Origin of the sequence: Paraburkholderia sp. WS6, assembly GCF_030464835.1 — a bacterium.
Lineage (GTDB): Bacteria > Pseudomonadota > Gammaproteobacteria > Burkholderiales > Burkholderiaceae > Paraburkholderia > Paraburkholderia madseniana.
Map to the genome: position 1 here is coordinate 52,337 of NZ_JALQCK010000024.1, position 23,294 is coordinate 75,630.

The following is a 23,294-nucleotide window of genomic DNA, read 5'->3' on the forward strand; positions in this document are numbered from 1 at the left end:
ATTTGCGCCATGAGATATCCCCTTGCATTGACACTCGCCGCGGTCATTGCAACCGCAAGCACGATCGCAACCGCCCAAACATCCGGGGGCAGCGACGCACCCAAACTGCAGTGCGCCATTGGGTATCTCACCGGCGTCGGTGGATCGGCGCAGAGCTTTCGTGAATACCTTTCAACCCCCGACCGGGACAAATATCGCTACGTTGCTGACAACCCGATTCAATGCAAGATCTCCGACGAAGGTCGCGCGTCAGCCTGTACCGGCGTGACAAACCTTCGGAACGAAAAAGTCAGCGTGTACGACGACGTCGACAACGCGACGATGGCTGTGGTCGCACGCGTGGAACTCGAGCACGGCACCTACCCGGTGATCATCGTCGTGCGACGGCAGGATGTGAAGTGCGAGGAGTGAGCGCTGTCTGTCGCGTCATTGATGATCGCCGGTTGGGTGCGAGCAACAACCCAGCCGGCGAAAGAACGATTACGAATCGAAAACGCCGTAGAGATCAACGGCGTTTCATCTTGATCACGCGTGAAATCTGACCAAGCGTAAATCCGGTGTTCTGCACGTATTTGGCGTAGTCGAGCGGAGCAGTGAACGATTCATCGGTGACGTACTCGCCCATGTAACGGAATCGGTCAGTTGCTGTTCGGACAAAAATAGGAAGCGGCTCGGTCTGTCGCGCGAGCGTCCGGCCGGCCGCACGTGCAGCGGCGCTGCTATCGCAGACGATCACATCTGGGGCATAGGGGTTGAGGTCCTGACGCAATCGCGCAGCGACGACCTTGCCGCCCTTCGTAGGCAAGAATGCCTGCTTGCATCCTCCCGTCACCCTGTGAATGTCTTCCCGGGAATACTCTTTGCCAATTTCAAACATGATTTTTCTCCGAAGAATGACGCCTGGCTGTGAAGCAGCGGCGTCAAGCGGAGCGATGATATCGAGCTGTATCTAAAGCCGTTGTATAAAGCGCGGGCTTCTTGATAAAGAAGGTATGTGGGTCGAGTGGAATGGCGAGACGTGCGCCTAGATATGCTGAATTTACGGTACACACCCCTCGGTTTTATAAATTCGTTATACGGTTGATGACAGAATCTCGAGGTCACAGAGCGCGGGGCTACATGATTCGGCCGGGATCACCCTCTCTGTATCCGCAGTCTTGCCGTTCGCGTTTCTTCGTAGACGGTTGCCGCAAGCGCTTGTAGGAACACGCCGAGGTGTTTTGGGGGCGAAGATCGCACGACGTGCATGGATCGGCCATACGCCAAGGATGTGTTTCTACGAGTGCTTGCGTCAGCGTTGCGCTACTCGCGGCGAAGGAATCTGCTCAGCATCAAGTTGCCTCGACGATTCAATGCGTGTGGGGCCGAATAACAGCGTCTTTCGGAGGCGTCCGATCCGCCGGCGTCTCGTCGGCGGACTCCAACGCATCGATGCTCACGTCGGTACGGTTGAGCATCGCGCGGGCCTTGTTCATATCGAGCGCCCCCTCCCATCGAGCGACGACAATCGTCGCTACCCCGTTGCCGATCAAGTTTGTGACGGCACGAGCTTCGTTGAGGAAGCGATCGACGCCTAGCAGCAGCACCAGTCCAGACACAGGGATTTTGTGCATCGAGGCCAGCGTAGCAGCCAGCGCGACGAATCCGGCTCCGGCCACACCCGCAGACCCTTTGGATGTCAGCAGCAACACACCGAGGAGCAGCAACTGATCGCCGATCGTCAAGTGGATATTCATCGCTTGCGCGACGAACATCGAGGCCATAGTCAGGTAGATCGCCGTGCCATCGGCGTTAAAGGTATAGCCCGTAGGCAGCACCATCCCGACCACGGGGCGTGAACACCCCAGCTTCTCCATTTTGATGAGCATCTGCGGGAGCACCGCTTCAGTCGAAGCGGTACCGAGAGTAATGAAGATCTCGTCCTTGATGTAGCGGAGAAACTTCCACAGCGACAGTCCGCTCATCCGCATGACAAAACCAAGCACAACGACCACGAAGAAGATCGAGGTCAGGTAGAGGCACAGCATCAGTTGGCCGAACGATGCGAGCGTGCCAATTCCGTACTTCGCGATGGTAAATGCCATGCCGCCAAAGGCACCGATGGGCGCGACATACATCACGATTCGTACGACACCGAACATGCCCTGAAGGAACATGTCGAGCATGTCGACGAACGGCACAGTGCGGGGACCAAGCCTGGCGAGAGAGATGGCGAGCAGAAGCGAAAAGAAGATGATGGGCAGGATATCTCCATTTGCGAACGCTCCGACAATGCTGTTCGGAACAATGCTCATGAAGAACTCAAGCATGCCGTGCTGCTGTGCCGCATGGGTGTAGCTGGAAATGGCCGAACTGTCGATATGCGCGGGGTCAATGTTCATACCACTGCCCGGCTTGATGACGTTCACGATTACAAGGCCAACAGCAAGCGCAATCGTCGATGCAATTTCAAAGTAAACAACCGCCTTGACGCCAACGCGACCGGCCGCATGAAGGTCGTTCATGCGGGCAATGCCGACGACAACAGACGCGAAAATGATCGGCGCAAGCAGCATCCGGATCAGCTTGATGAACAGATCTCCGAGAGGTTTGAGCTGAGAACCGATGTCAGGATAGAAATGGCCGACGAGGACGCCGGCAACAATGCCAATCAGAACCTGTACGTAGAGCTTGGAAAGAGATTTTCCGATCTTTGAAACCCGCATGACTGTCTCCTATGCGTGGCATCTTTTAATGAAATTCAGCACCAGCCGCCGCAGCGGGATCTACCGCTGCGGCGAGCACGGACTGATTTCGCGTGCGTTCCTTTTGTCTATTCTTATGAACGCTACGCCGACGCTTTTGTCGGCGCGTTTTGCCGTTTGAAGGCTTATGCGGACAGCTTTTGCATTTCGGCGAAAAGATCCGCTTTTCCTTCGAAGCCGATGCCAGGCAGATCCGGCATGGTGATGAAGCCGTTCTCCACCTTCACGCCGTCGGGAAAGCCGCCATAAGGCTGGAACAGGTCCGGATAAGATTCATTGCCACCCAGACCGAGTCCGGCCGCAATGTTCAACGACATCTGGTGCCCGCCGTGCGGAATACAGCGGCTCGGCGACCAGCCGTGTTGACGCAGCATGTCGAGCGTGCGCAGATACTCCACCAGGCCATAGCTCAGCGCGCAGTCGAACTGCAACCAGTCGCGATCCGGACGCATGCCGCCGTAACGGATCAGGTTGCGTGCGTCTTGCATCGAGAACAGGTCTTCGCCAGTTGCCATCGGCTTGTCGTAGTAGTTGCGCAGCGTCGCCTGCAATTCGTAGTCGAGCGGGTCGCCCGGTTCTTCGTACCAGAACAGGTCGTATTGCGAGAGTGCCTTCGCGTACTGGATCGCGGTGTCAAGGTCGAAGCGGCCATTGGCATCGACGGCGAGTTTCTGACCGTCGCCGAGTACGCTCAGGATCGAGTCGATGCGGCGCAGATCTTCATCGAGCGAAGCGCCGCCGATCTTCTTCTTCACAACCGTATAGCCTCGGTCGATGTAGCTGCGCATTTCGTCTTTCAGCTTCTCGTGATCCTGGCCCGGGTAGTAGTAACCACCCGCCGCGTACACGAAGATCTTGCGATCGGGTTGGCCATTGCCGTAACGGTCGGCCAGTAACTGGAACAGCGGCTTGCCTTCGATCTTCGCCACCGCATCCCAGATCGCCATGTCGATCGTGCCGATGGCGACCGAGCGCTCGCCGTGACCGCCCGGCTTTTCGTTCGTGAACATGGTCGCCCAGATCTTGTGCGGATCGAGGTTGTCGCCGGCATCGTTGACGAGCGTGGCGGGATCGGCTTCAAGAATGCGCGGAATGAAGCGCTCGCGCATCAGCTTGCCCTGGCCGTAGCGGCCGTTGGAATTGAAGCCATAACCCACGACCGGTTTTCCGTCCCGGATGACATCCGTCACCACGGCGACGAGACTCAGCGTCATCTTGCTGAAGTCAATGTAGGCATTCCGGATCGGGGAGCTGATCGGAACAGTTTTTTCGCGGATTTCAACGATTCTCATGACGGGGTCTCCTGAGTTTTGGGCACGTTTTGCATGCGTCCCGCTGCAATGGAAACTAGCTTATCCGCGAAAGGAGGGATTAGAATTCACTTGGATTCATTTCATTTTTTACTTTTGGTGAACAACTGAAGTGACGACTGACTCAGCATCCGACTTCGAGTTTTTCATCCTCCTCGCCAGACTCAAAAGCTTGTCGGGAGCGGCGCGGGCGCTCGATCTCACCCCGCCGGCCGCGACCAAACGCCTGGGGCTGATGGAACAAAGACTGGGGGCGCGGTTAGTCAACCGGACAACGCGGAGTGTCAGCCTGACGCCCGAGGGCGAGACTTACCTGCGCTACGCGACACAGATCGTCGGGCAAGTCCGGCAGATGGAGGACGAGATATCGGGGGCTCGATCCGATCCCCACGGACTGCTACGCGTCAATGCGACGCTCGGCTTCGGGCGCACGACCATCGCGCCGCTTGTGTCCGAATTCGCGAAGCGTTTTCCCAACGTGGAGATCCAGTTTGAGGTGACCGACCGGCCCATCGATCTGGTGGAGGAGGCGTTCGATATGGCGATTCGTTTTGGCGAACTCCCTGACAGCCGGCTTAGCGCCCGGCGTATCATGAGCAATCGTCGCTTTCTTTGCGCCTCCCCGAAATACCTCGAGCGTTTCGGGACACCGGAGTGCGTAGAGGATCTCGTTCGGCACCGTTGCATCATTCATCGTCAGAACGATGATGCCTATGGCGTGTGGCGGTATATGCAGGGGGACCACACCGAAGCGTTGAAAGTCAAAGGCGCGCTATCGAGCAACGATGGCGATATCGTGCTGCGGTGGGCACTCGACGGGCATGGGATATTGATTCGTTCCGAATGGGATCTGGCGAAATACGTCCAAAGTGGGCGGCTCAAACTGGTCTTGCCGGAAACGGTGCTGCCCTCAGCCGACCTCTTCGTCTACTATCCGAGCCAGCGAAACCAGACGGCCCGCGCCCGCGCATTCATCGACTTTCTGATCGATCGCTTTCAAGCACCGTTTATACCTGTCGAAACCGGTGCTTCGATCTATGATCAAAAAAAGAAAACGGGCCGCAAGTCATAAGTCACGCAGACGCGAACAATGCAGCGGCCCAATCCGCAAACACCCTCACCTTGGTGCTATATCGTCGGCTAGGCGGATACGCGATATAGACCTCAAGCGGGTCCGGCCGCCATCGCGTGAGAATGGGTACAAGTTTCCTCTGCTTGATGAACGGACGAGCCATGAAGTCCAACGTGTGGACGATCCCCAAACCGGCCAGTGCAGTTGCAATGTGTGAATTGCTCTCGCTGACAAGAACGTCATTACGTACGCGGCCAAGCGTGATCGTCTCCTCGTCCCGGCGAAACATAAGGGGCTGCGTCACACCCGTACTGGCGGAAAAATATCCCGCAACAGGCAGGTTGTTATCCACGATTTCCTGAGGATGTTTCGGTGTGCCGTACTTCGCAAGATAAGCGGGACTCGCACATGTGGTCCATACAAGCTTCCCGATCGGATGCGTCACAAGATCCGGATCGTCGGCTGTACTTCGAATTGCACAGTCTATGTTTTCGGCGACAAGATCCGCGGTACGGTCAGTGACGCTTAGTTGAACCTGTATGTCCGGATAACGTTCAAGAAAGGCTGGCAAAGCGGGAATAAGAATGCCGCTTGCCGTCGATCCGCCAGCGTCGATTCTCAGCACGCCGCGCGGGCTCGCCTCCTCCCGACCGAGCGTAGCCTCGATGTCATCGAGCTCGCTGAGAAGTTGCCGCATGCGCTCATAGTAAGCCGCGCCATAGGTCGTCACACTGACCCGCCGCGTATTGCGCTCCAGCAGTTTTACGCCAAGATGCGCTTCCAGTGACTGGACCCATTTGCTCGCCGTGGCATTGGGCATATTCAGAGAAAGGGCTGCCCGCCCGAAGCCTCCTGTCTCGACAACGCGAACAAAAATACGGATGGCCTGCAGATGGTCCATGGATTTACCTCGTCGATTATCCACTCATGTGAATAGACAAACCATAATATACATATTTATCTGCATGGGTGTTTAAACTAAGCTGGGCTCATTAATCCACAGATGAACCAGGAGTCCTGAAATGACAACGTCCCTCTACGACAACATCCATTCGACCAAGCATGCGGGAAAGGTGGCGCTCGTAACCGGCGGCAGCACCGGAATCGGCCTCGCTACCGCCAAGCGCCTCGCTCGCGAAGGTGCAACGGTGTTTATCACCGGTAGACGCCAGGCAGAATTGGACACGGCGGTATCTGAAATCGGGCACGGGGCACGCGCGATTCGTGGCGACATTTCGTCGGCGGCGGACCTTAAGAGAGTCGTCGACGCGGTGTCTGCGGAACATCAAACGATCGATATTCTCTTTGCCAATGCGGGCGGCGGCGAGTTCTCCCCGCTTGGACAGATCACCGAAGCACAATTCGACAAGTACTTCGACATCAACGTGAAAGGCACCTTGCTAACCGTACAGAGCGCGTTGCCGTTCATGCGGGCCGGCAGCGCCATCGTGATTACAGGATCGATCACATCGGTACAAGGTGTACCGGCGTTCGGTGTCTACGCCGCCACCAAGGCTGCATTGCGCTCCTTCGCACGCACCTGGGCATCGGATCTCAAAGGCCGCGACATCCGCGTCAATGTGGTCGCGCCTGGTGTCGTCGTCACGCCTGCGTACAAGACCGAACTCAAGCTGACCGACGAACAGATCGAAGCCTATTGCAAGGAGGTTGCCGAAACGACACCACTTGGCCGCGTCGGCAGCACCGATGAAATCGCCAAGGCGGTTTCCTTTCTCGCCTCCGACGATGCCAGCTATATCACCGGGATAGAACTGTTCGTTGATGGTGGACGCGTGCAAGTCTGATTTTTTCAGCGCCGGATCGATGGCCGCTCGCCCTTAGCAGGCAGCACCCATTTTTAACGCACGGGTTCGTGATGCCGGCGGACCATCGCTCGGCCCGGTCCGCGACGGGTTCTGTGCTCGCGTCAATCCGTCGCTATAATGTGCCATCCGGCGGGCGATCGCTAGTCCACCGCACGTGGCAGCACGACAGCGCCGCGTTCCCGCTTTGCAACGAGGCTTCCGGTGATGAGCGAGTCTAATCTTCCACATGTGCTTGCAGTGGACGACGATCCAGCCATTCGCAATCTCATTTGCGAGTATCTGACGGACAACGACTTAAAGGTGACCGTCGCCGCCGATGGCCAGGAAATGACCGCCGCGTTGGCGGAATACGCGATCGACCTGGTCGTACTCGATCTGCGGATGCCGGGCGAGGATGGGATGAAAATCGCGCGTCGGCTACGCGAGCAGTCATCGCTGCCCATCATCGTTGTATCAGGCCGCCTCGACGAGGCCGACCGCGTCATGGCACTCGAACTCGGCGCCGACGACTACCTGACCAAACCATTTAGCCCGCGCGAACTGCTGGCTCGCATCCGCACGGTGTTGCGGCGCACAGCGGCCACGCAGTCGCTGACAGGACGTCAGGTCGACGCGCGCGCGTACCGCTTCGCCGGATGGGAACTGAATATCGGCACGCGCCGGCTGACATCGCCGGACGGCAAGCGCGTCGAGCTGACTAATGGCGAGTTCTGCCTGCTCAACGCGTTTCTCGCTTCTCCGGGCCGGATTCTCACGCGCGAGCAGCTACTCGAAGCGAGCCGGCTTTACGACGACGTGTACGACCGGTCGATCGATGTCCAGATTCTCCGGCTGCGCCGCAAGATTGAAGAGGATCCATCGCATCCTGCCTACATCAAGACCGAACGCGGTGCCGGCTACATCTTCGCAGCGAGCGTCGACAAACTGAGCGCAGCGGCCTCATAAGCGCCGTCCTGCCGCCACAACCGCTGGGCTTTGCGCGCACCGCCGGATCAACGTTCATATGAAGACGAGAGCATCCACGCGCGCCAGCCTCCGTCAGCCTGCCCCACGCGCCACCGGAATCACCGTTAAAGACCGAATCCCCTGTGCCCCGCGAATCAGGACACCCTCGATGTCAGCGGTCGCCGAGGGCCCGCTCATCAGCACCGCGTAATTCGCAGCGAAGAAGTCGGACCGGTGATACGCATGGTGCAGATTACCGACAATGTCCGCAGGATCCAGCAACGCAACGAGGTGTTGTGACAGATACCCAAGGGCATTGACCTGATACTGCGCTTCGCTGAGCCAGATCGACCCGGTTTCGGCGACCGCAAACAGCGGCCGGACGATGCCGACATCGACATCGTTCAGTTCGTGCGGATCGCGGACCTGTTCGATGCGTCGGGTACCCGCCACTTCGGGCACGGCCGAGCAGATCACTTTCGCGTCCGGAAAGCGCGCGCGGATCTGCGCTTCGAGATCACCGTCCGCGGACCTGTCCGCCCAGATGCCACCCATGCTGGCGAACGTTTCCTTGAATTTTTCCAGTGCCGGTGGCAGGCCGGCATCGAACATGGGCACGTCGGGTAGCGTGGCCGGCGTGCGCTGCGCGCTGCGCAGACTTGCGAGAATAGCGTTTCGGCTGCTCATTTTGCTTTCCTGTTTTTCAGGTACCAGTCGCGGAAGGTTTGCTCGGGCGCGTCCGGCACTTCCCGTTGCTTGCCCCACGCATTAAAGGGGTTGTAGATGAAGGCACGCGGCAACTTGGCAACGGCGGTGTCCGCTGCCTTGATCGCCGCGCGATACAGTGCCGGCTCGGCCAGCACTTTCCCCGCGACTTTCATTGCCTGCGTCTTCACGAACGGCAGCTCATGCTGCTCGGCAACAATCTGGCGCCACTTGTAGATCTGTTCGTGGATGTTGATCTTGACCGGGCAAACGTTCGTGCAGCTACCGTTCATTGTCGAAGCAAACGGCAGCGCGCTGTATTTTTTCAGATCGAAGGTCGGATTGATAATCGCACCGATCGGCCCGGAGTAAACTCCGCCGTAACTCAGGCCGCTGCTGCGCCGGTAAACCGGACACGTATTCATACAGGCGCCGCAGCGGATGCACTTCAGCGAGTACCAGAAGTCGTCCATTGCAAGCCGTGCCGAGCGGCCGTTGTCGACCAGCACGAAGTGCATTTCGCCGCCTCTGCGCGGGCCGCGAAAGTGCGATGTGTACTGCGTGATCGGCGAGCCGAGTGCGCTGCGCGACAGCATGCGAATGAATACCCCGAGGTGCTCGAGCTTCGGAATCACCTTCTCGATGCCGATCGATGCAATATGCAGCGACGGCACGTTTGCACTGAGATCGGCATTGCCTTCGTTCGTACACACCGTGATACCGCCTGTTTCCGCGACCGCGAAATTGCAGCCGGTCATCCCGGCTTCGGCGTTCAGGATCAGCGGCCGGGTCGCATCGCGCTGCGCTTCGGCAAGGTAATGCACGTCGTCGTTGTCCGGGTCGGTTCCGAGTGTCTTCGCAAACACTCTGGAGACGTCCGATGCAAGCTTATGAACTGCCGGCACGACGATATGCGCGGGGTGCTGATGATCGAGCTGCTGGATCCGTTCGCCCAGGTCGGTTTCCACGACCGTGATGCCGCGCGGTTCGAGGTACTCGCGCATTCCGCATTCGTCGGTCAGCATCGACTTGCTTTTGACAAGCGTCTTCGCGCCGTGGCTTTCAAGAATCTCGTGCACGATGCGATTGTGCTCTTCCGCATCCTTTGCCCAGTGCACGATCACGCCGTTGTTCGTCGCGTTGCGCTCGAATTCTTCGAGGTAGTCGGCGAGGTGCGTCAGCGTATGTTCCTTGATCCCTGATGCAAGCGAGCGTAATTGTTCCCATTCTTCGATGCCGTGCGCGGCCTCGTCCCGCAAGGTTCGCAGAGTCCACAGGCGTTTGTCGTGAAACTCGAGGTGCTTTTCGTCGGCGATAAATTCGCGCGACGCCTTTACGTGGTCGACACGTTTCATGAGCGGGCTCCATTGAGAATCTGGGCGATATGGATAAACTTCAGATCAAGGCCGAGCCGTTCCGAGCAGCCTTTCTGGTGCATCAGGCACGACGAATCGGCGGATACGATGTATTCGGCGCCGGCCTGCTTGTGATCGCGCACCTTGTCCTGGCCCATCCGCGCAGAGACGGGTTCCTCAGTCACGCAGAACGTGCCGCCGAATCCGCAGCATTCGTCAGGCCGGGCGGGCATAACGAACTCGATTCCCTTGACTTTCTTCAGCAGCGATAGCGGTTTCGAGAAGAACGGCTCCTCAATCTCCGACATCTTCGCGGTGCGCAACGATCGCAGCGTTCCGCAACTGTTATGCAGCCCGACCTTATGCGGAAACTCGGCCCACGGAAGTGCGTCGACCTTCAGCACGTCGTGCAGAAACTCGACTAACTCGTAGGTATTGGCACGCACTGCCCTGCTTTGCGCTGTCGATTCGACGGCCGTCATATGATCGCGCACGTGGTGCACGCAGCTCCCGCTCGGCGCCACGATGTAGTCGTAGCCGGAGAAGTTCTTGACGAACAGCGCTTCAGTGGCAGCAGCGTCTTTCTCGCAACCGCTATTGCCCATCGGCTGTCCGCAGCAGGTCTGTTCGAGTGGAAAGTCGACATCACAACCAAAACGCTCGAGAAGCTCGAGTGTTGCGACACCGACGTCCGGAAAGAAGGCGTCGATAAAACATGGAACGAACAAGGCGACTTTCATGGTGTCTCCGGTGGCGGGATGAATTCCAGTGGGATGAAGCGGCTGAACTCGTCTTGTGCTCAAGTTTCCTGGCCTGCGGTTGCCGCCAGATTGCAAATCACACAGGTTGAGTTACATCCGTAATCCGGCGCGGCGCTTCCATCCGCGTGTCAGTAGTGTCCTGAAGTCAGGTCGACCTTGCCCTTGAAGACGTGATAACTGTAGGCCGTATAGCCCAGCATCAACGGGTAGATGAACAGACCCTCTCCCCAGAACATGAAGGCCAGGCTGGCATGCGGACTCGCGGCGGCTGCCACAGTGAGCGAGAACGGGACCATGTACGGCCAGAACGAGATAGCCAGCATCGCGTACGCGCAGATGAACAGCAGCACGATCATGAGGAACGGCTGGTCGTCGCGGCGCCGTCTGACGCCCATCAGAGTGCCTACGATGGCGCAGAGCGCGATCAACGGTACAAGGAAAAGATAGGGGCGATCGAGCCAGCGGTGCATGATCGCGAGGTTTTCATGAAGTGCATGAAAGAACAGCACGATCAGCAGAACGAGCATCACCAGAAGCAAGGGTGCAATCGCACGATACGCAGCGTCGCGCGCGTCTGCCTCGCATTTCCTGACAACCCAGCTCGCACCGAGCAGAGCGTAGCCGGCGCATAACGCCACACCGCACAGTGCCGAGAAACTGCTGCACCACGTCATGACGTCGCCGGTAAAGCGGCCGTTGACGACCGGCAGCCCTTTGACCAGTGCGCCGACCATTGCGCCCTGCATGAAGGCGGCGACGAGCGAACCCAATACGAAGCCAACGTCCCAGATCGCCCGCGTACGGCGAGCCCTGCCACGGAACTCGAAGGCGACACCGCGAAAGATCAGGCCGGCGAGCATCAGCATCACAGGCACATAGAATGCGGAGACCAGCAACGAGTAGGCGACGGAGAAAGCCCCCCACAACACGACGCCGGCCACGATCAGCCACGTCTCGTTGCCGTCCCACAGCGGCGACACGGCGGCCAGCATATGGCGCCGTCGCGTTTCGTCCCGGGTCAGGCCGAACAGCATGCCGACACCGAGGTCGAAACCGTCGAGCAACACGTACAGCAAGATGCTAAAGGCGAGTATCAGCGACCAGTAGAGGATCATTTGAGCGTCTCCCAGATCATTTGACCGTCGACGACAGATCCGTCGCCACTGAAAGCGGACGGTTCGGCAAGGCAGCAGGCGGCGTGTGCAGCAGATCTTCGGCAGGTCCTCCTTTGAGCAGCCTGTAAATGTAGAACGTGCCAAAGGCAAAGATGAAGACGTAGGTCGCACAGAAGACCAGCAACGAACCCGCGGCTGCGCGCGGCGTCAGGAACGGCGTAAGCGCGTCAGCGGTGCGCAGCAGCCCATAGACGGTCCACGGTTGCCGTCCCACCTCCGCGGTAAACCAGCCGGTGAGCGTCGCGACGAAAGGCAGCGGAAAGCACAGGAATACCGTCCACAGCAACGCGCGCCGCTGCAGCAGGCGCTCCTTGAGCGATAGCAAGGTGCCGCCCCACGCAACGAGCAGCATGATGAGACCGCAACCCACCATGACCCGGAATGCAAAGAATGGAATGACGATCGGCGGACGCTCGCTGCGTGGGAAGTCGGTGAGACCGACCTCTTTCGAATCGAGCGTCATCGACCCAATCAGACTGCCCAGCACCGGCACCGAAATCGCATAGTCGTTCTTTTCGTGGGCGGCATCGGGCCACGCAAGCAGAACTTCGGATGCGGGTTGTTCGTCGTGCCAGCGCGCCTCGATCGCTGCAAACTTGATGGGCTGATAGCGGTGCACATAATCACCGACCAGATGTCCGAACAGCAGTTGAACCGGTACGAGGATCGCCGCGAGCAGAAGACCCATGCGCAGCATGATGCGTGCTTCGGCGGGACACATCCTGCGCAGCGTGTACCACGCACCGGTCGCGGCCACACAAAACGCTCCAGTAACGTAAGCCGCCAGCAACATATGAGGAAACCGCACCCAGACGACGGGGCTGAAGATGATCTTCAACCAGTCGTCCGGCACGTAGACGCCACCCTGGATGATGTAGCCCACCGGATACTGCATCCAGCTATTGTTCACCATGATCCAGAACGCCGAGAGCGTCGTGCCGAGCGCGACCATCGCGGTGGAAAACAGGTAGAAGCCCGGCCTCACCCTGCTCTTGCCGAACTGCAGCACGCCGAAAAACGACGCCTCCAGCATGAACGCCGTAAAAGTCTCATAGGACAACAGCGGCCCCTGAATCGGCCCCGAAAGCCGCGAGAGTTCGCTCCAGTTCGTGCCGAACTCGAAAGCCAGCACGATCCCGGAGACCACGCCCATGCCGAATGCGATCCCGAAGATCTTCAGCCAGAAGTCGAATACCCGGCGGTACGCGGGCCGCCCGATGATCAGATGCAGCGCTTCGAGTACCGTCAGCCACGCCGCCAGTCCGATCGTGAACGACGGGAAGATGATGTGGAACGATACGGTGAAGGCGAATTGCAGTCTCGACAGCATGAGTGCGGTGGTGTCCATTTCACTCCCCTAGCGCCACAGGTTGGTTTGCGCGAGATCGATCACCTGGTCCGCTTGTCCGTTCAGGATTGCCTTGACCATATAAAGCGAGAACCCCTTTGCCATTTCGAGGTTGACCGCGGGGGGCATCGCCAGCTCCATCCGGTTGACAACCGCGTCGATCAACACCGGACCGTTGTGGTCGAACGCCGCGGCGATGCCGGGCTCGACATCGTCTGGCTTTTCAAGGCGGATACCGCGGATACCTACGGCTTCGGCCATCGCGGCGAAATTCGGGTTGTTCAGCTCGGTGCCGATCGGCACGAACGATGTGGACTTCTGTTCGAGTTCGATGAAGCCGAGCGCGCCGTTGTTGAAGACCACCACCTTGACCGGCAGGCCGAGTTGCGCAAGGCTCAGGAAATCGCCCATCAGCATCGCGAAACCGCCGTCGCCCGACATGGAGATCACCTGGCGGTGGGGAAAGGCCGCCTGTGCGCCGATCGCCTGCGCCATGGCGTTGGCCATCGAGCCGTGCCAGAACGACCCTATCAGCCGGCGCTTGCCGTTCATCGCGAGGTAGCGCGCGCCCCATACCGTCGGTAAGCCAACATCGCAGGTAAACACCGCGTCTTCCGTTGCATGGTCACTGATGGCTTTGGCAACCTGCTGCGGATGGATCAACGACTTCCTGGCACTGCTCTGCGCCAGCGCGTCGAGATCCTTGCGCGCCTTCCGGTAATGCTGCTGCGCCTGCGTAAGATGCGCGGCGTCGGTCTTCTCCTGCAGTTTCGGCATGAGCGCCGTGAGCGTCGCCTTCGCGTCGCCGACAATGCCCAGATCGATCGGCGTGCGGCGCCCGAGATTACCAGGGCGGATGTCGATCTGGACGATGCGCGTGCCCGTCTTGCGAGGATAGAACTGGCTATAGGGAAAGTCCGTTCCCAGCATCAGCAGCAGATCGCAATCGAGCATTGCGTAGTAGCCCGATGAGAATCCGATCAGGCCGGTCATGCCTACGTCGTACGGGTTGTCCCATTCGACGTGCTCCTTGCCGCGCAACGCGTGCACGATCGGTGCCTTGAGCCGCTCGGCCAGCGCCACCACCTCATCATGCGCACCCGCGCAACCCGACCCGCACAACATGGTCACGCGGCCCTGCCCGTTGAGCATCGCGGCCAGCCGGTCAAGATCGGCTTCGGCCGGCGTGACGACCGCCTGTGGCGGCAGCAGACCCAAGGCCGAGGGCGGTGGCGCATCAACCGCCTGCTGCAACGCGACGTCGCCCGGGATAACGACCACCGCCACGCCGCGCTTGCCGGTCGCCTCGCGAATCGCGGTCTCCAGCGTACGCGGCATCTGGTTGGCGCTCGAGATCAGTTCGCAGTAGTGGCTGCACTCCTTGAACAACGACTCCGGATGGGTTTCCTGAAAGTAGTCGCTGCCGATTTCCCGAGACGGAATATGCGCGGCGATCGCCAGCACTGGAACTCCCGAGCGATGGCAGTCGAAAAGGCCATTGATCAGATGCAGGTTGCCGGGCCCGCAACTGCCGGCACAGACCGTGAGCGAACCCGTCAGGTGGGCTTCGGCACCCGCGGCGAACGCGGCAACTTCCTCATGCCGCACGTGGATCCACTCGATTCCGCCGTGACGGCGGATCGCGTCGGTCAAGCCGTTGAGGCTATCGCCAACGATGCCGTACACCCGCTTGACGCCTGCAGCCACCAGTACCTCGACAAACTGCTCCGCTACGGTCATCGACATTGAAATTCTCCAATAAATAAAGATCGACTGATTGCCCGCACGTGCCCGTCTCGACGTCGGTTCGCGACGGAAGATACGTCGGGTCATGTTACGAATCCGTCGGGGGACGGTCCAAGACCAGCTTGTTATGCTTCTATGTCTTTTTTCTTATAGAGTTGGGTGCCGGCGCCCCGGGAATGCTGTCGCGCGGCGCCAGCGTTTTAAGGAATGCATGCAAATGGGGCGTGAGATCGTCACTCCGGAAACTCGCTGTCAGCGTGGTGGTCCGGGACGCGCCGACGCCTTGCAGCGGCCGGTAGACCACATCCGGGCGACGATGGCGCGCAACCGATTCACCGACGAAAGTGACACCAAGTCCGCCCCCCGCCAGCGCAATTGCGGTCTGAATCTCATAGGCATGGTGCGCGACGCGGGGCGTCACTCCCGCGTCCAGGTATAACGATTCGATAAAGCGCGAGAAGCGGGCGTTGGGATGCTTCGGATAGAGCACAAGCGGTGACTGCGCCAGCTGCGCGATGCGCACGGCCTTGTTGCCCGCCAGCGGGTGATCCTGGGCCAGCGCAATCATCACGCGTTCACGCAGCAGCAGTAGCGAGGAACACCCTGCTGCGGTTTGCGCCTGCCGTCCAATGCCGACGTGGATGCGGTGTTCATGCAGCGCATCTGCCTGTTCTTCGGTGAGCATCTCGAACAGTTTGAGTTCGACATCAGGATGAGTGCGGTCGAAGGCCTTGAGCGCTGTGGGCAACACGCTATACATCGCCGAGCGCGTGAAGCCAACGCCTAGCCAACTCCGTTTGCCACACCCTATCTCACGCGTGGCGAGCGTGGCTCGCTCATAGCTGGCCAGTAGCTGACGCGCCTCGGCACTGAAATAATGCCCCGCTTCCGTCAGCCTCAACGGACGGCCGCTGCGGTCGAACAGTTGTGCACCGAGGCGTTGTTCCAGCAAACTGATCTGCCGGCTCAACGCCGGCTGCGCGACGTGAAGACGTTCTGCAGCGCGGCTGAAATTCAGTTCGTCCGTCAGCATGACGAAGAATTGCAGGTGCCGAAGGTTCATGACTGACAATACTTCTGATTCTGGTGAAACCCGGCATTGTCTGACCGGTGATCATCGCGTCGAAGCGCTGCGCATTCGCGTTGAACGCTTGCCATGCCAATTCTCCTATAAAGACCTTCAATTTCAGATCGTTCAGCGTGCCATCCACGTGCACAATTTCCGTCCGCCCGATTACGCGCCGGTTACCGGAATTGGAAGCCAGGTTACAGCCGTAACCTTGAGGGGAAAGTGCCGTGCGAGGGTGCCGCCCGGAAATCAAAGAACTCCGTGGGACGGTGCTTAGGAACGCCCAGGCGGTCAATGCGCATTACAGATGCAACCCAACGCAGCTGGTTTGCCATCCGTAGGTAATCGCACGCATCCAAACTTTTTCAAAGGCAAAGGTCGCACGAAGGCTGTGCCTGTGAGCGTTCGCCGTGAGCCTGTCGCGCATCCACACGCGGCGGCGACGGCATGGCGCCACAACAGGTCATTCGCGGGTTGGTGATCACACCATACGTGAACGTGCTTGAAGGAGAAGGACATGCATACCGACGATGTGTGCCTGTCGGCTTGCAGGTTGAGTGTCAATAGATAATCTCAACCCGTACGCTAAACACGTACCCGGCGCCGCGTTCCGTACAGATGTATCGCGGGTTCGCCGGATCGGTCTCGAGCTTTCGCCGCAGCCGCAGGATCTGCGTGTTGACCGATCGATTGTAAACGTCGTCGCCGTGCAGGCGAGACATGTCGAGAAGCTGGTCGCGCGAAAGAATGCGATTCGGCGCCCCCAGTAACGCAACGAGGAGGCCAAACTCGCCGTTGCTGAGCGGCACGGTCTTGCCATCAGGGCTCCTCAGGCGCCGGGTGTTGAGGTTCAGTTCCCAGCCGTCGAAACGATACGCACGAATGCCCTCCGGCCGGCCCTGTTGTATCTCGGGCCGGCGGCGACGCAGCACGGCCCGGATCCGTGCGAGCAGTTCGCGCGGGCTGAATGGCTTGGTCAGATAGTCGTCGGCACCCAATTCAAGCCCCATGACCCGATCGGCCTCTTCGCGGCGACCGGTGAGCATGATGATCGGAATCGCCGATTCGTCGCGCAACCTGCGCGCGAGCGCCATTCCGTCTTCGGACACCAGCTTGAGGTCCAGCACGACGAGATCGACCACGTCTCGAGCGAGCACCGTCCGCATCTCGCTCCCGTCGGCGACGGTCGTGACGCGGAACTCGTGTTGACTGAGATAGTCGGCAATCGCCTGCCGAATAATTGGATCGTCGTCGACGGCGAGGACATGCGCTAACGCAGTCTGTGGCGCATGAACTGGCATATTCATGACCCTTCAGTGCTCATCTCGGGCAAGTTAGCCCGCGTTGGTCACAGGTGCGATCACCCGCTCGTTTCTTGAACAAAGGGTCGGTCGCGTCGGTTCCCGCTCGACAATGATCATAAATTCGATGGATAAAAAGAACAAACACGATGACGTCGCAGCCTCGTCCCGAACACTCACACTGCAATTTATGCACCTTGCAGCACTACCCTCCAGCTTGTTCGACTTCACCGGAACGAGCGTTCACCTTCCCCGAAATCTGCAACGTCCGAGCGCCTCAGGTAAATCGCAAAGGTACTCCCTTGTTGCGGCGTACTCTTCACGTCGATTGCGCCACCGGAGTCGGCAACGATTGCGTAAACGAGCGACAGGCCAAGACCGGTACCCTGCCCGATCTCCTTGGTGGTGAAGAAAGGCTCAAAAATGCGAGTCAGGGTTGCCTCGTCCATGCCGGATCCACTGTCTTCGACGATCAGGCACACATAACGGCCCGGCTCAAGCGTTCCGTGCGAGAGCGCTTGTTCGCCGGAAAACGCTGCAGCCTCCAGTGCCACCCGCAGGATGCCGCCTGTGCGCATGCCTTGAATCGCATTGCTGCATAGGTTCATCACGATCTGGTGCAGCTCGGTAGCATTGCCGACGACGACAAGCGGCAGCTCGGGGGCGCTCGCTTCGAGGCGAACGTTGACGGGCAGGGATCCTCGGATCAGCTCGATCGTCTCGGCCACGACCTGAGCGACTTCGACAGGCGCGCGCTTGCCGCGCTGACTGCGGCTGTAGGCGAGGATCTGTTCGACCAGCTCGCGGCCACGGGATGCGGCGGTGAGCACGTTGTGCGCATAGCGCCTGAGCGGTGAGCCCTCGGGCGCTTCGTCAAGGATCATTTCCCCGTAGGCGAACACACCCGCCAGGATATTGTTGAAATCGTGCGCAATGCCGCCGGCGAGCCGCCCGACCGCTTCCATTTTCTCGGCCTGGCGCAGCCGCTGCTCGAGCCGGGCGCGCTCCGCCTCCGTCCACTTCTGCCTGGTGACGTCCATCACGGCACCTATAAATTCGACGCTCCCTGATGAATTCTGCATGGCGTGACCTATCACGTGAACAGTCTTGACCGTACCGTCTTCCATCAACAAGCGATTCTCAACATCAAAGTTTGTCATTTCGCGGGACGCGCGAGCGATAACTTCCTGCACGAACGCCAGGTCGTCGGGATGAACGCGCTGCAGGCCCAGCGCCACCGTAGGCTTTACCGCTCGGTCGTATTGAAAGATCTCGTAAGTTTCATCCGACCAATAGAGTTCTCCACTTGCAAGGTTCCAGCCGAAGCTTCCGGTCGAACTGATGCTTTGCCCTTCAGCCAGGAATGCTTCGCTATGCTGCAGATCGGAATAGAGGCGGGCATTTTCCAGCGAGATAGCGGCCTGCGTAGCCAGCACTTCCAACACCGCGATGCAGCCTGACGTGAAGGCACGCGGAGTCAGATTGTTCTCAAGATAGAGTGCGCCAACGAGTTTGGCTTGCTTGACAAGCGGCAGGCAAAGCACGGACCGGGGCGACCTTTTCTGCATGTATGCATCCGCCGAGAACAACGTCGGCGCTGCGGCGTCGTCGAGGAGCACGTTCTCGTGCGTCCGGATCACGTAGTGGAGCAAGGACTCAGGAAGCTCAGAGGCTGTCACGGCCGTCTGCCGCAATGTAACCTCAACGCTACCCCGGCTAGTGGTGGCCTCCGCCTCGATCCGCGGCTTGTCGCCTTGGCAAAGGATCAGCAGACCCCGCTGGGCACCCGCGTGCTCGACCGCGATCGTGAGGAGCGTCTCGATGAGCTTGCCGAGCTCGATCTCGCCCGACACGGCCTGCGAGGCCTTGACCACCGTCCCGACATCAAGGTGCTCGAAGGGCGCGCCGATTGTCGCGGTCGGCGCAAACGAAGCCGATTCCTCGCGCAGCCGTGGGTAACGCTGGTCGAGTTGCCTCACCTTGCCGAGCGCGCCCCAGCGGAGATAGCAGTACCGCGCGTTACGCAGATAGGCGTGGGCGATGGTCCCGAAGCCGCGCGCCGCGTAGAACTGCGCGGCCACCTCATGGGCCACGCCCTCGTTTTGCACGAAACCGTGCTCGCGAGCCGATTGAATGGCCTGCTCGTACAGACTCATGGCATCCAGATGCCGCCCTTCGATCCGCGCGATCTCGGCCGACACCAGGGCGTGCTTGTCGCCGAAAGTCGGCGGGTAGTTATCGGCCCACTCGCTCAGTTGTTCGCGGTGCTTTTTCAGGAGGTCGCGCCATGTTTGCCGTTCGTCGGCGGAACCGTTCTCGAAGAGCGCGGCCACCGTTAGCGCGGTGAAGTAGGTATAGTCGAACCACATAATCTGGCCGACTAAGGTCCACAGCAGCGGTTGCGCGCGTTGGGCGGCGGCGAGGGCGGCCACGTAGTCGCCCGCCAGAAACTGTGCCTGCAGTTTGAGAACCCAGTACCCACAGATCAGCGCGCTCATCCGGTCGCCCGTCAGTTGCGCCTCGAAGGCTGCCTCGTCAAACTGGGCATCGCTGAAAGTGGACAAACTCGCGGTCCGGCCCTGCAGGGTCGCGATCAGGCGTTGCAGACTCGTGATGATGTCCGCAACGTCTCGGAACCGGGCCTTGCGTACATAGTCGAGCGTCCGCTCCGACTCGCGCCACACCGCGTCGAGCGGGTCGTTACGCAACAGAAGGTCGGTGACGACATGGCCCATGCTGTAGCAAGCGCAGGTTAGATCTCCCGTTTCGAGCGCGGTGCGAGCGGCCGCCCGATGAAATTCGTTTGCAGTCGCGATCGGCTGCGTCCAGACGGCAATTCGTCCCATCGCAGCATGAACCTTTGCCCGGTCGGCGAGGAAGCCATGCTTGTCGACCAGATCGCATGCGAACCTGGCGAAACGGTAACCGTCGTAGTAACGGTGAAACACTGGGCCGAGGAGGACCCCGAGAGAGCCGCAAGCGTGGGCGAACGCACCGCTCGCGCCGTGTTGCAGGCCGATGTTCACCATGCGGCACAGGAGCAAACACAACAATTGGGAGTCGGTAAAATAAGCCGGTTGGAACAGGGCCGAAAGTAGACGCATAGCGGCCTGCAGTTCCGGATCGTTCATCAGAGGCAGGTCGATCAGGCTGTCGATTTGGCGCTCCGCCAGGTTGCGCCAGACCGTCTCATACTCCGCCTGGACTTGCTCCTGGGTCGGGTGTGCCGGGAGGTCGATCCCGAACAGGCGTAGACACGCGAGGGTGCTGTTGACGGCCTGTGAGTTCTCGGACCTCACGACATGAAACTGGAGCTTCAGATGGCAGGCGGCCGCCTGGTCAATTTTTGACGCCGCGCGCTGCAATAGCGCCTCGATCACTTGCTCGGCCTGGTCCAGGTTGCCAGTCAGAAACGCGCACGCCGCGCGTTCGAGCCACAGGCTGAACATGACTTCGTACTGGCTGCTCCAGTCACTGTCGTCGAGCAGGTCCATGCCCGCCGTCAGATACACGCACGCCGACGCATAGGCCGCCGAGGCCTTGGCTCGGCACCCCGCTCGCAGGTTAATTGCTGCCACCTGCGCTTTCTCATCGCGCTCGGTGAGCAAGGCGGCGCCCCGATTGAACTGGTTTGCGACATCGAACACATGCTCGGCGAGTTCGTCCGCCGTCATGCTCGCCAGCAGCACACGGCCGATGCGCAGGTGGACTTCGGCACGGCTCGCCTCGGGAATCAGCGAATAGGCCGCCTGCTGGATCCGGTCGTGTACGAACTTGTAAGCGTCCTCCTCACGAAGGACGAACCCAGCGAGGACGGCTTCCCAGAGTGCCGCGTGCATCGCCTTCCCCGTGGTTGCGTGAACCAGCGTCAGCGTGGCGATCCCGGCGACATTGCCCACGCAGGCGAGTTGTTTCAGGGCTTCCTGCGTGGTGGCAGAGAGCCGCTTCAGCTTCCCGGCCATGAGGTCCACCACGTTGTCGGTGTAGCTCTTGGCGCGGATGCGATCGATGTCCCATGCCCAGGCTGACGCGACCGGGTCGAAGGTGAGCAGGCTCTCTTCGACCAACGTCGTGAGGAACTGGATCGCGAAGAACGGATTGCCGCCGGTTTTTTCCTGTACCAGACGCACCAAGGGCATCGCGCGCTTCAACTCACAGCGCAGGGCAGCGGCAACGAGCCGGCCAACATCGTCGAGTCCGAGCGGCGCAAGCGCGATCTCATGCACCCTCGCTTCGGCGGCGCGGATCGCCTCGAGCGTGCGCCGCAGAGGGTGGTCGGGGCCGACCTCGTTGTCCCGGTAGGCCCCGACCACCAGCAGATGCCGCACCTCCGGGTGCGTCACCAGGTGCTCGATCAGGTCGAGCGTCGCCGTGTCAAGCCACTGCAAGTCGTCAAGAAACAGCGCGAGCGGGTGCTCCTTGCGCGCGAATACGCTGAGGAAGCGCCGGAAAACCATCTGGAAGCGGTTCTTCGCCTCCTGCGCGGGCAGTTCCGGGACGGGCGGCTGTGTTCCGATCACAAGCTCCAGTTCAGGAACAAGGTTCACGATGAGCTGACCGTTGTGGCCGAGTGCGTTGCTCAGGGCCTCCCGCCACCGGTCCAGTTGCTCCTCGCTCTGGCCCAGAAGCGGGCGCAGGAGACTCTGGAAGGCTTGAGCCAGGGTGGCATACGGGATGTCGCGCTGGTACTGGTCGAACTTGCCTGAGGCGAACAGGCCACGCGGCGGGACGAGCACCTTGTGCAGCTCGTTCACCACGGAGGACTTGCCGATCCCGGAGTAGCCGGACACGAGTACGAGTTCCGGCGTGGCGTTGACCACGACTCGATCGAAGGCCGCGAGCAGGGTGTCGATCTCGCGCTCGCGCCCATACAACCGCTCGGGGATCATGAGCCGGTCCGATGCGTCGTGCGAGCCCACCGCGAACGGGTCGATGCGGCCATGCGACGCCCAATCCGTCAGGCACCGCCGGAGATCGGCTTCGACGCCCGCGGCACTCTGGTATCGATCCTCGGCGGTTTTCGCCAGCAACTTCATCACGATCGCCGATAGCGGCCCGGGAACTGTGGCGCGCTCGCTGAGCGGCGTCGGCTGCCTAGCGATCTGGCAATGGACCCACCCCATCGGATCGGTGGCGGTGAAGGGCAGCGTCCCCGTGAGCATTTCGTAGAAGGTGATGCCCAGAGCGTACAGATCGCTGCGGGAGTCGATCGAGCGGTTCATCCGGCCGGTCTGTTCCGGCGCCATGTAGGCCAGTGTTCCGGCGATCATCTCGGGCATGTCCGGGTTTTGACGCTCGCGAGGCAGGCGGGAAGCAATGCCGAAGCCGGTGAGCCAAACGCCGCCGCTTGCCTTGTCCAACAGAATGTTTCCCGGTTTGATGTCTTTATGAATCAGTCCGCGCTCATGCACTTGCCGAAGCGCGCCCGCGAGCGCAAGCGCGATGCGCAGAAATTCCGTCATGTCCAACGGTCTCCCGAGCAGTCGATCGAGAGGTTCGCCGCCAGGATCCTCGAGCACCAACGTCAAGCGGTCGTTGTAGCGGGACAGCGCGACGGGTCGCGCCGCCCAAGCCGAATCAAGTTCGGCGCTGAGCGCATATTCGTGTTCGAGCCGCTTGAGGCACGCGAGCGAGGCATCTGCCGCGGTGACAAGCAGGACCGGCGCCAGGCCGCGGCCAGTGCCGCGGTAGAGGGTGAAGTCTCCCTCCCGCAGCGGCGAGAACACGTAGCCCGAAAGCTCAGTCATGAGGGCCTCCTGCGACCGCACATGGATGCACTTTCCACACGAAACAGTTCAGGCAGGCGTCGGCAACAATGGCAAGCATGGCCGATCCAACGATGCTGCCCGTCATGGACAGCGGTGTGATGAGGATCAACCAGACAAAGCCCACTGTCGCCCGGTCGGCCCCGAGCCGCGATTTCTTGCTGAGTCTGCT

Annotated in this window: 18 protein-coding genes; 5 read left to right on the plus strand and 13 right to left on the minus strand. The window is 60.1% G+C overall.

What is annotated here, in order from left to right:
• Nucleotides 1–9 precede the first annotated feature (9 nt).
• Nucleotides 10–411: a hypothetical protein gene (locus M0D64_RS26145; RefSeq protein ID WP_266259811.1), complete on the plus strand. Its 402-nt coding sequence runs from the start codon at nucleotides 10–12 to the stop codon at nucleotides 409–411.
• Nucleotides 412–505: 94 nt separating this feature from the next.
• Here M0D64_RS26145 and M0D64_RS26150 read toward each other — a convergent pair whose 3' ends face one another.
• Together M0D64_RS26150 and dctA are read right to left on the minus strand one after the other, a co-directional pair.
• A complete protein-coding gene (locus M0D64_RS26150) occupies nucleotides 506–877 on the minus strand; it encodes a hypothetical protein (protein ID WP_266259813.1) in 372 nt (123 codons plus the stop codon).
• Between the two features lie 472 nt (nucleotides 878–1,349).
• A complete protein-coding gene (dctA, locus tag M0D64_RS26155) occupies nucleotides 1,350–2,705 on the minus strand; it encodes a C4-dicarboxylate transporter DctA (RefSeq protein ID WP_266259814.1) in 1,356 nt (451 codons plus the stop codon).
• Between dctA and M0D64_RS26160 the strand changes: the two genes are divergently transcribed.
• Complete coding sequence (locus M0D64_RS26160) at nucleotides 2,704–2,865, plus strand: hypothetical protein (RefSeq protein WP_154561138.1); 162 nt, start codon at nucleotides 2,704–2,706, stop codon at nucleotides 2,863–2,865. The genes dctA and M0D64_RS26160 overlap by 2 nt on opposite strands.
• A 4-nt stretch (nucleotides 2,866–2,869) precedes the next feature.
• On the opposite strand, the gene M0D64_RS26165 is transcribed toward M0D64_RS26160, so the two are convergent.
• Nucleotides 2,870–4,036: a mandelate racemase/muconate lactonizing enzyme family protein gene (locus tag M0D64_RS26165; protein ID WP_054033760.1), complete on the minus strand. Its 1,167-nt coding sequence runs from the start codon at nucleotides 4,034–4,036 to the stop codon at nucleotides 2,870–2,872.
• A gap of 130 nt (nucleotides 4,037–4,166) precedes the next feature.
• On the opposite strand from M0D64_RS26165, the gene M0D64_RS26170 reads away from it, so the two are divergent.
• Nucleotides 4,167–5,126 (plus strand): LysR family transcriptional regulator, encoded by a 960-nt coding sequence (locus tag M0D64_RS26170; RefSeq protein WP_168435734.1) that lies wholly within the window; start codon nucleotides 4,167–4,169, stop codon nucleotides 5,124–5,126.
• 1 nt (nucleotide 5,127) lies between these two features.
• Here M0D64_RS26170 and M0D64_RS26175 read toward each other — a convergent pair whose 3' ends face one another.
• The gene (locus M0D64_RS26175; protein WP_266259815.1) at nucleotides 5,128–6,027 is read right to left on the minus strand and encodes a LysR family transcriptional regulator; all 900 of its coding nucleotides are present in this window, start codon (nucleotides 6,025–6,027) and stop codon (nucleotides 5,128–5,130) included.
• 121 nt (nucleotides 6,028–6,148) lie between these two features.
• Here M0D64_RS26175 and M0D64_RS26180 point away from each other — a divergent pair, with 121 nt between their 5' ends.
• Together M0D64_RS26180 and M0D64_RS26185 are read left to right on the plus strand one after the other, a co-directional pair.
• The gene (locus M0D64_RS26180) at nucleotides 6,149–6,931 is read left to right on the plus strand and encodes an SDR family NAD(P)-dependent oxidoreductase (RefSeq protein ID WP_266259816.1); all 783 of its coding nucleotides are present in this window, start codon (nucleotides 6,149–6,151) and stop codon (nucleotides 6,929–6,931) included.
• 225 nt (nucleotides 6,932–7,156) lie between these two features.
• Nucleotides 7,157–7,897: a response regulator gene (locus M0D64_RS26185; RefSeq protein ID WP_154561142.1), complete on the plus strand. Its 741-nt coding sequence runs from the start codon at nucleotides 7,157–7,159 to the stop codon at nucleotides 7,895–7,897.
• A gap of 93 nt (nucleotides 7,898–7,990) precedes the next feature.
• Here the strand turns inward: M0D64_RS26185 and M0D64_RS26190 are convergent, their stop codons facing one another.
• The 9 genes from M0D64_RS26190 to M0D64_RS26230 form a co-directional block, all read right to left on the minus strand.
• The gene (locus tag M0D64_RS26190; protein ID WP_266259817.1) at nucleotides 7,991–8,584 is read right to left on the minus strand and encodes an LUD domain-containing protein; all 594 of its coding nucleotides are present in this window, start codon (nucleotides 8,582–8,584) and stop codon (nucleotides 7,991–7,993) included.
• Nucleotides 8,581–9,957: a lactate utilization protein B gene (locus M0D64_RS26195; RefSeq protein ID WP_266259818.1), complete on the minus strand. Its 1,377-nt coding sequence runs from the start codon at nucleotides 9,955–9,957 to the stop codon at nucleotides 8,581–8,583. Before M0D64_RS26195 ends, M0D64_RS26190 begins: the two co-directional genes overlap by 4 nt.
• Nucleotides 9,954–10,697 carry a (Fe-S)-binding protein gene (locus M0D64_RS26200; RefSeq protein ID WP_171928146.1) on the minus strand — a complete coding sequence of 248 codons (744 nt, stop codon included), beginning with the start codon at nucleotides 10,695–10,697 and terminating at the stop codon, nucleotides 9,954–9,956. The genes M0D64_RS26195 and M0D64_RS26200 overlap by 4 nt, the downstream gene beginning before the upstream one ends.
• Before the next feature lie 149 nt (nucleotides 10,698–10,846).
• Entirely contained in the window at nucleotides 10,847–11,833 is a 987-nt protein-coding gene (gene cydB, locus M0D64_RS26205) for a cytochrome d ubiquinol oxidase subunit II (RefSeq protein ID WP_266259820.1), read from the minus strand.
• 16 nt (nucleotides 11,834–11,849) lie between these two features.
• Nucleotides 11,850–13,241 carry a cytochrome ubiquinol oxidase subunit I gene (locus M0D64_RS26210; RefSeq protein WP_266259821.1) on the minus strand — a complete coding sequence of 464 codons (1,392 nt, stop codon included), beginning with the start codon at nucleotides 13,239–13,241 and terminating at the stop codon, nucleotides 11,850–11,852.
• 9 nt (nucleotides 13,242–13,250) lie between these two features.
• Nucleotides 13,251–14,987 (minus strand): ubiquinone-dependent pyruvate dehydrogenase, encoded by a 1,737-nt coding sequence (poxB, locus tag M0D64_RS26215; protein WP_266259822.1) that lies wholly within the window; start codon nucleotides 14,985–14,987, stop codon nucleotides 13,251–13,253.
• 133 nt (nucleotides 14,988–15,120) lie between these two features.
• Nucleotides 15,121–16,050 carry a LysR family transcriptional regulator gene (locus tag M0D64_RS26220; protein WP_266259823.1) on the minus strand — a complete coding sequence of 310 codons (930 nt, stop codon included), beginning with the start codon at nucleotides 16,048–16,050 and terminating at the stop codon, nucleotides 15,121–15,123.
• Nucleotides 16,051–16,616: 566 nt separating this feature from the next.
• Entirely contained in the window at nucleotides 16,617–17,363 is a 747-nt protein-coding gene (locus M0D64_RS26225; RefSeq protein WP_266259824.1) for a response regulator, read from the minus strand.
• Nucleotides 17,364–17,584: 221 nt separating this feature from the next.
• A complete protein-coding gene (locus M0D64_RS26230; RefSeq protein ID WP_266259825.1) occupies nucleotides 17,585–23,104 on the minus strand; it encodes an AAA family ATPase in 5,520 nt (1,839 codons plus the stop codon).
• Between the last annotated feature and the right edge of the window lie 190 nt (nucleotides 23,105–23,294).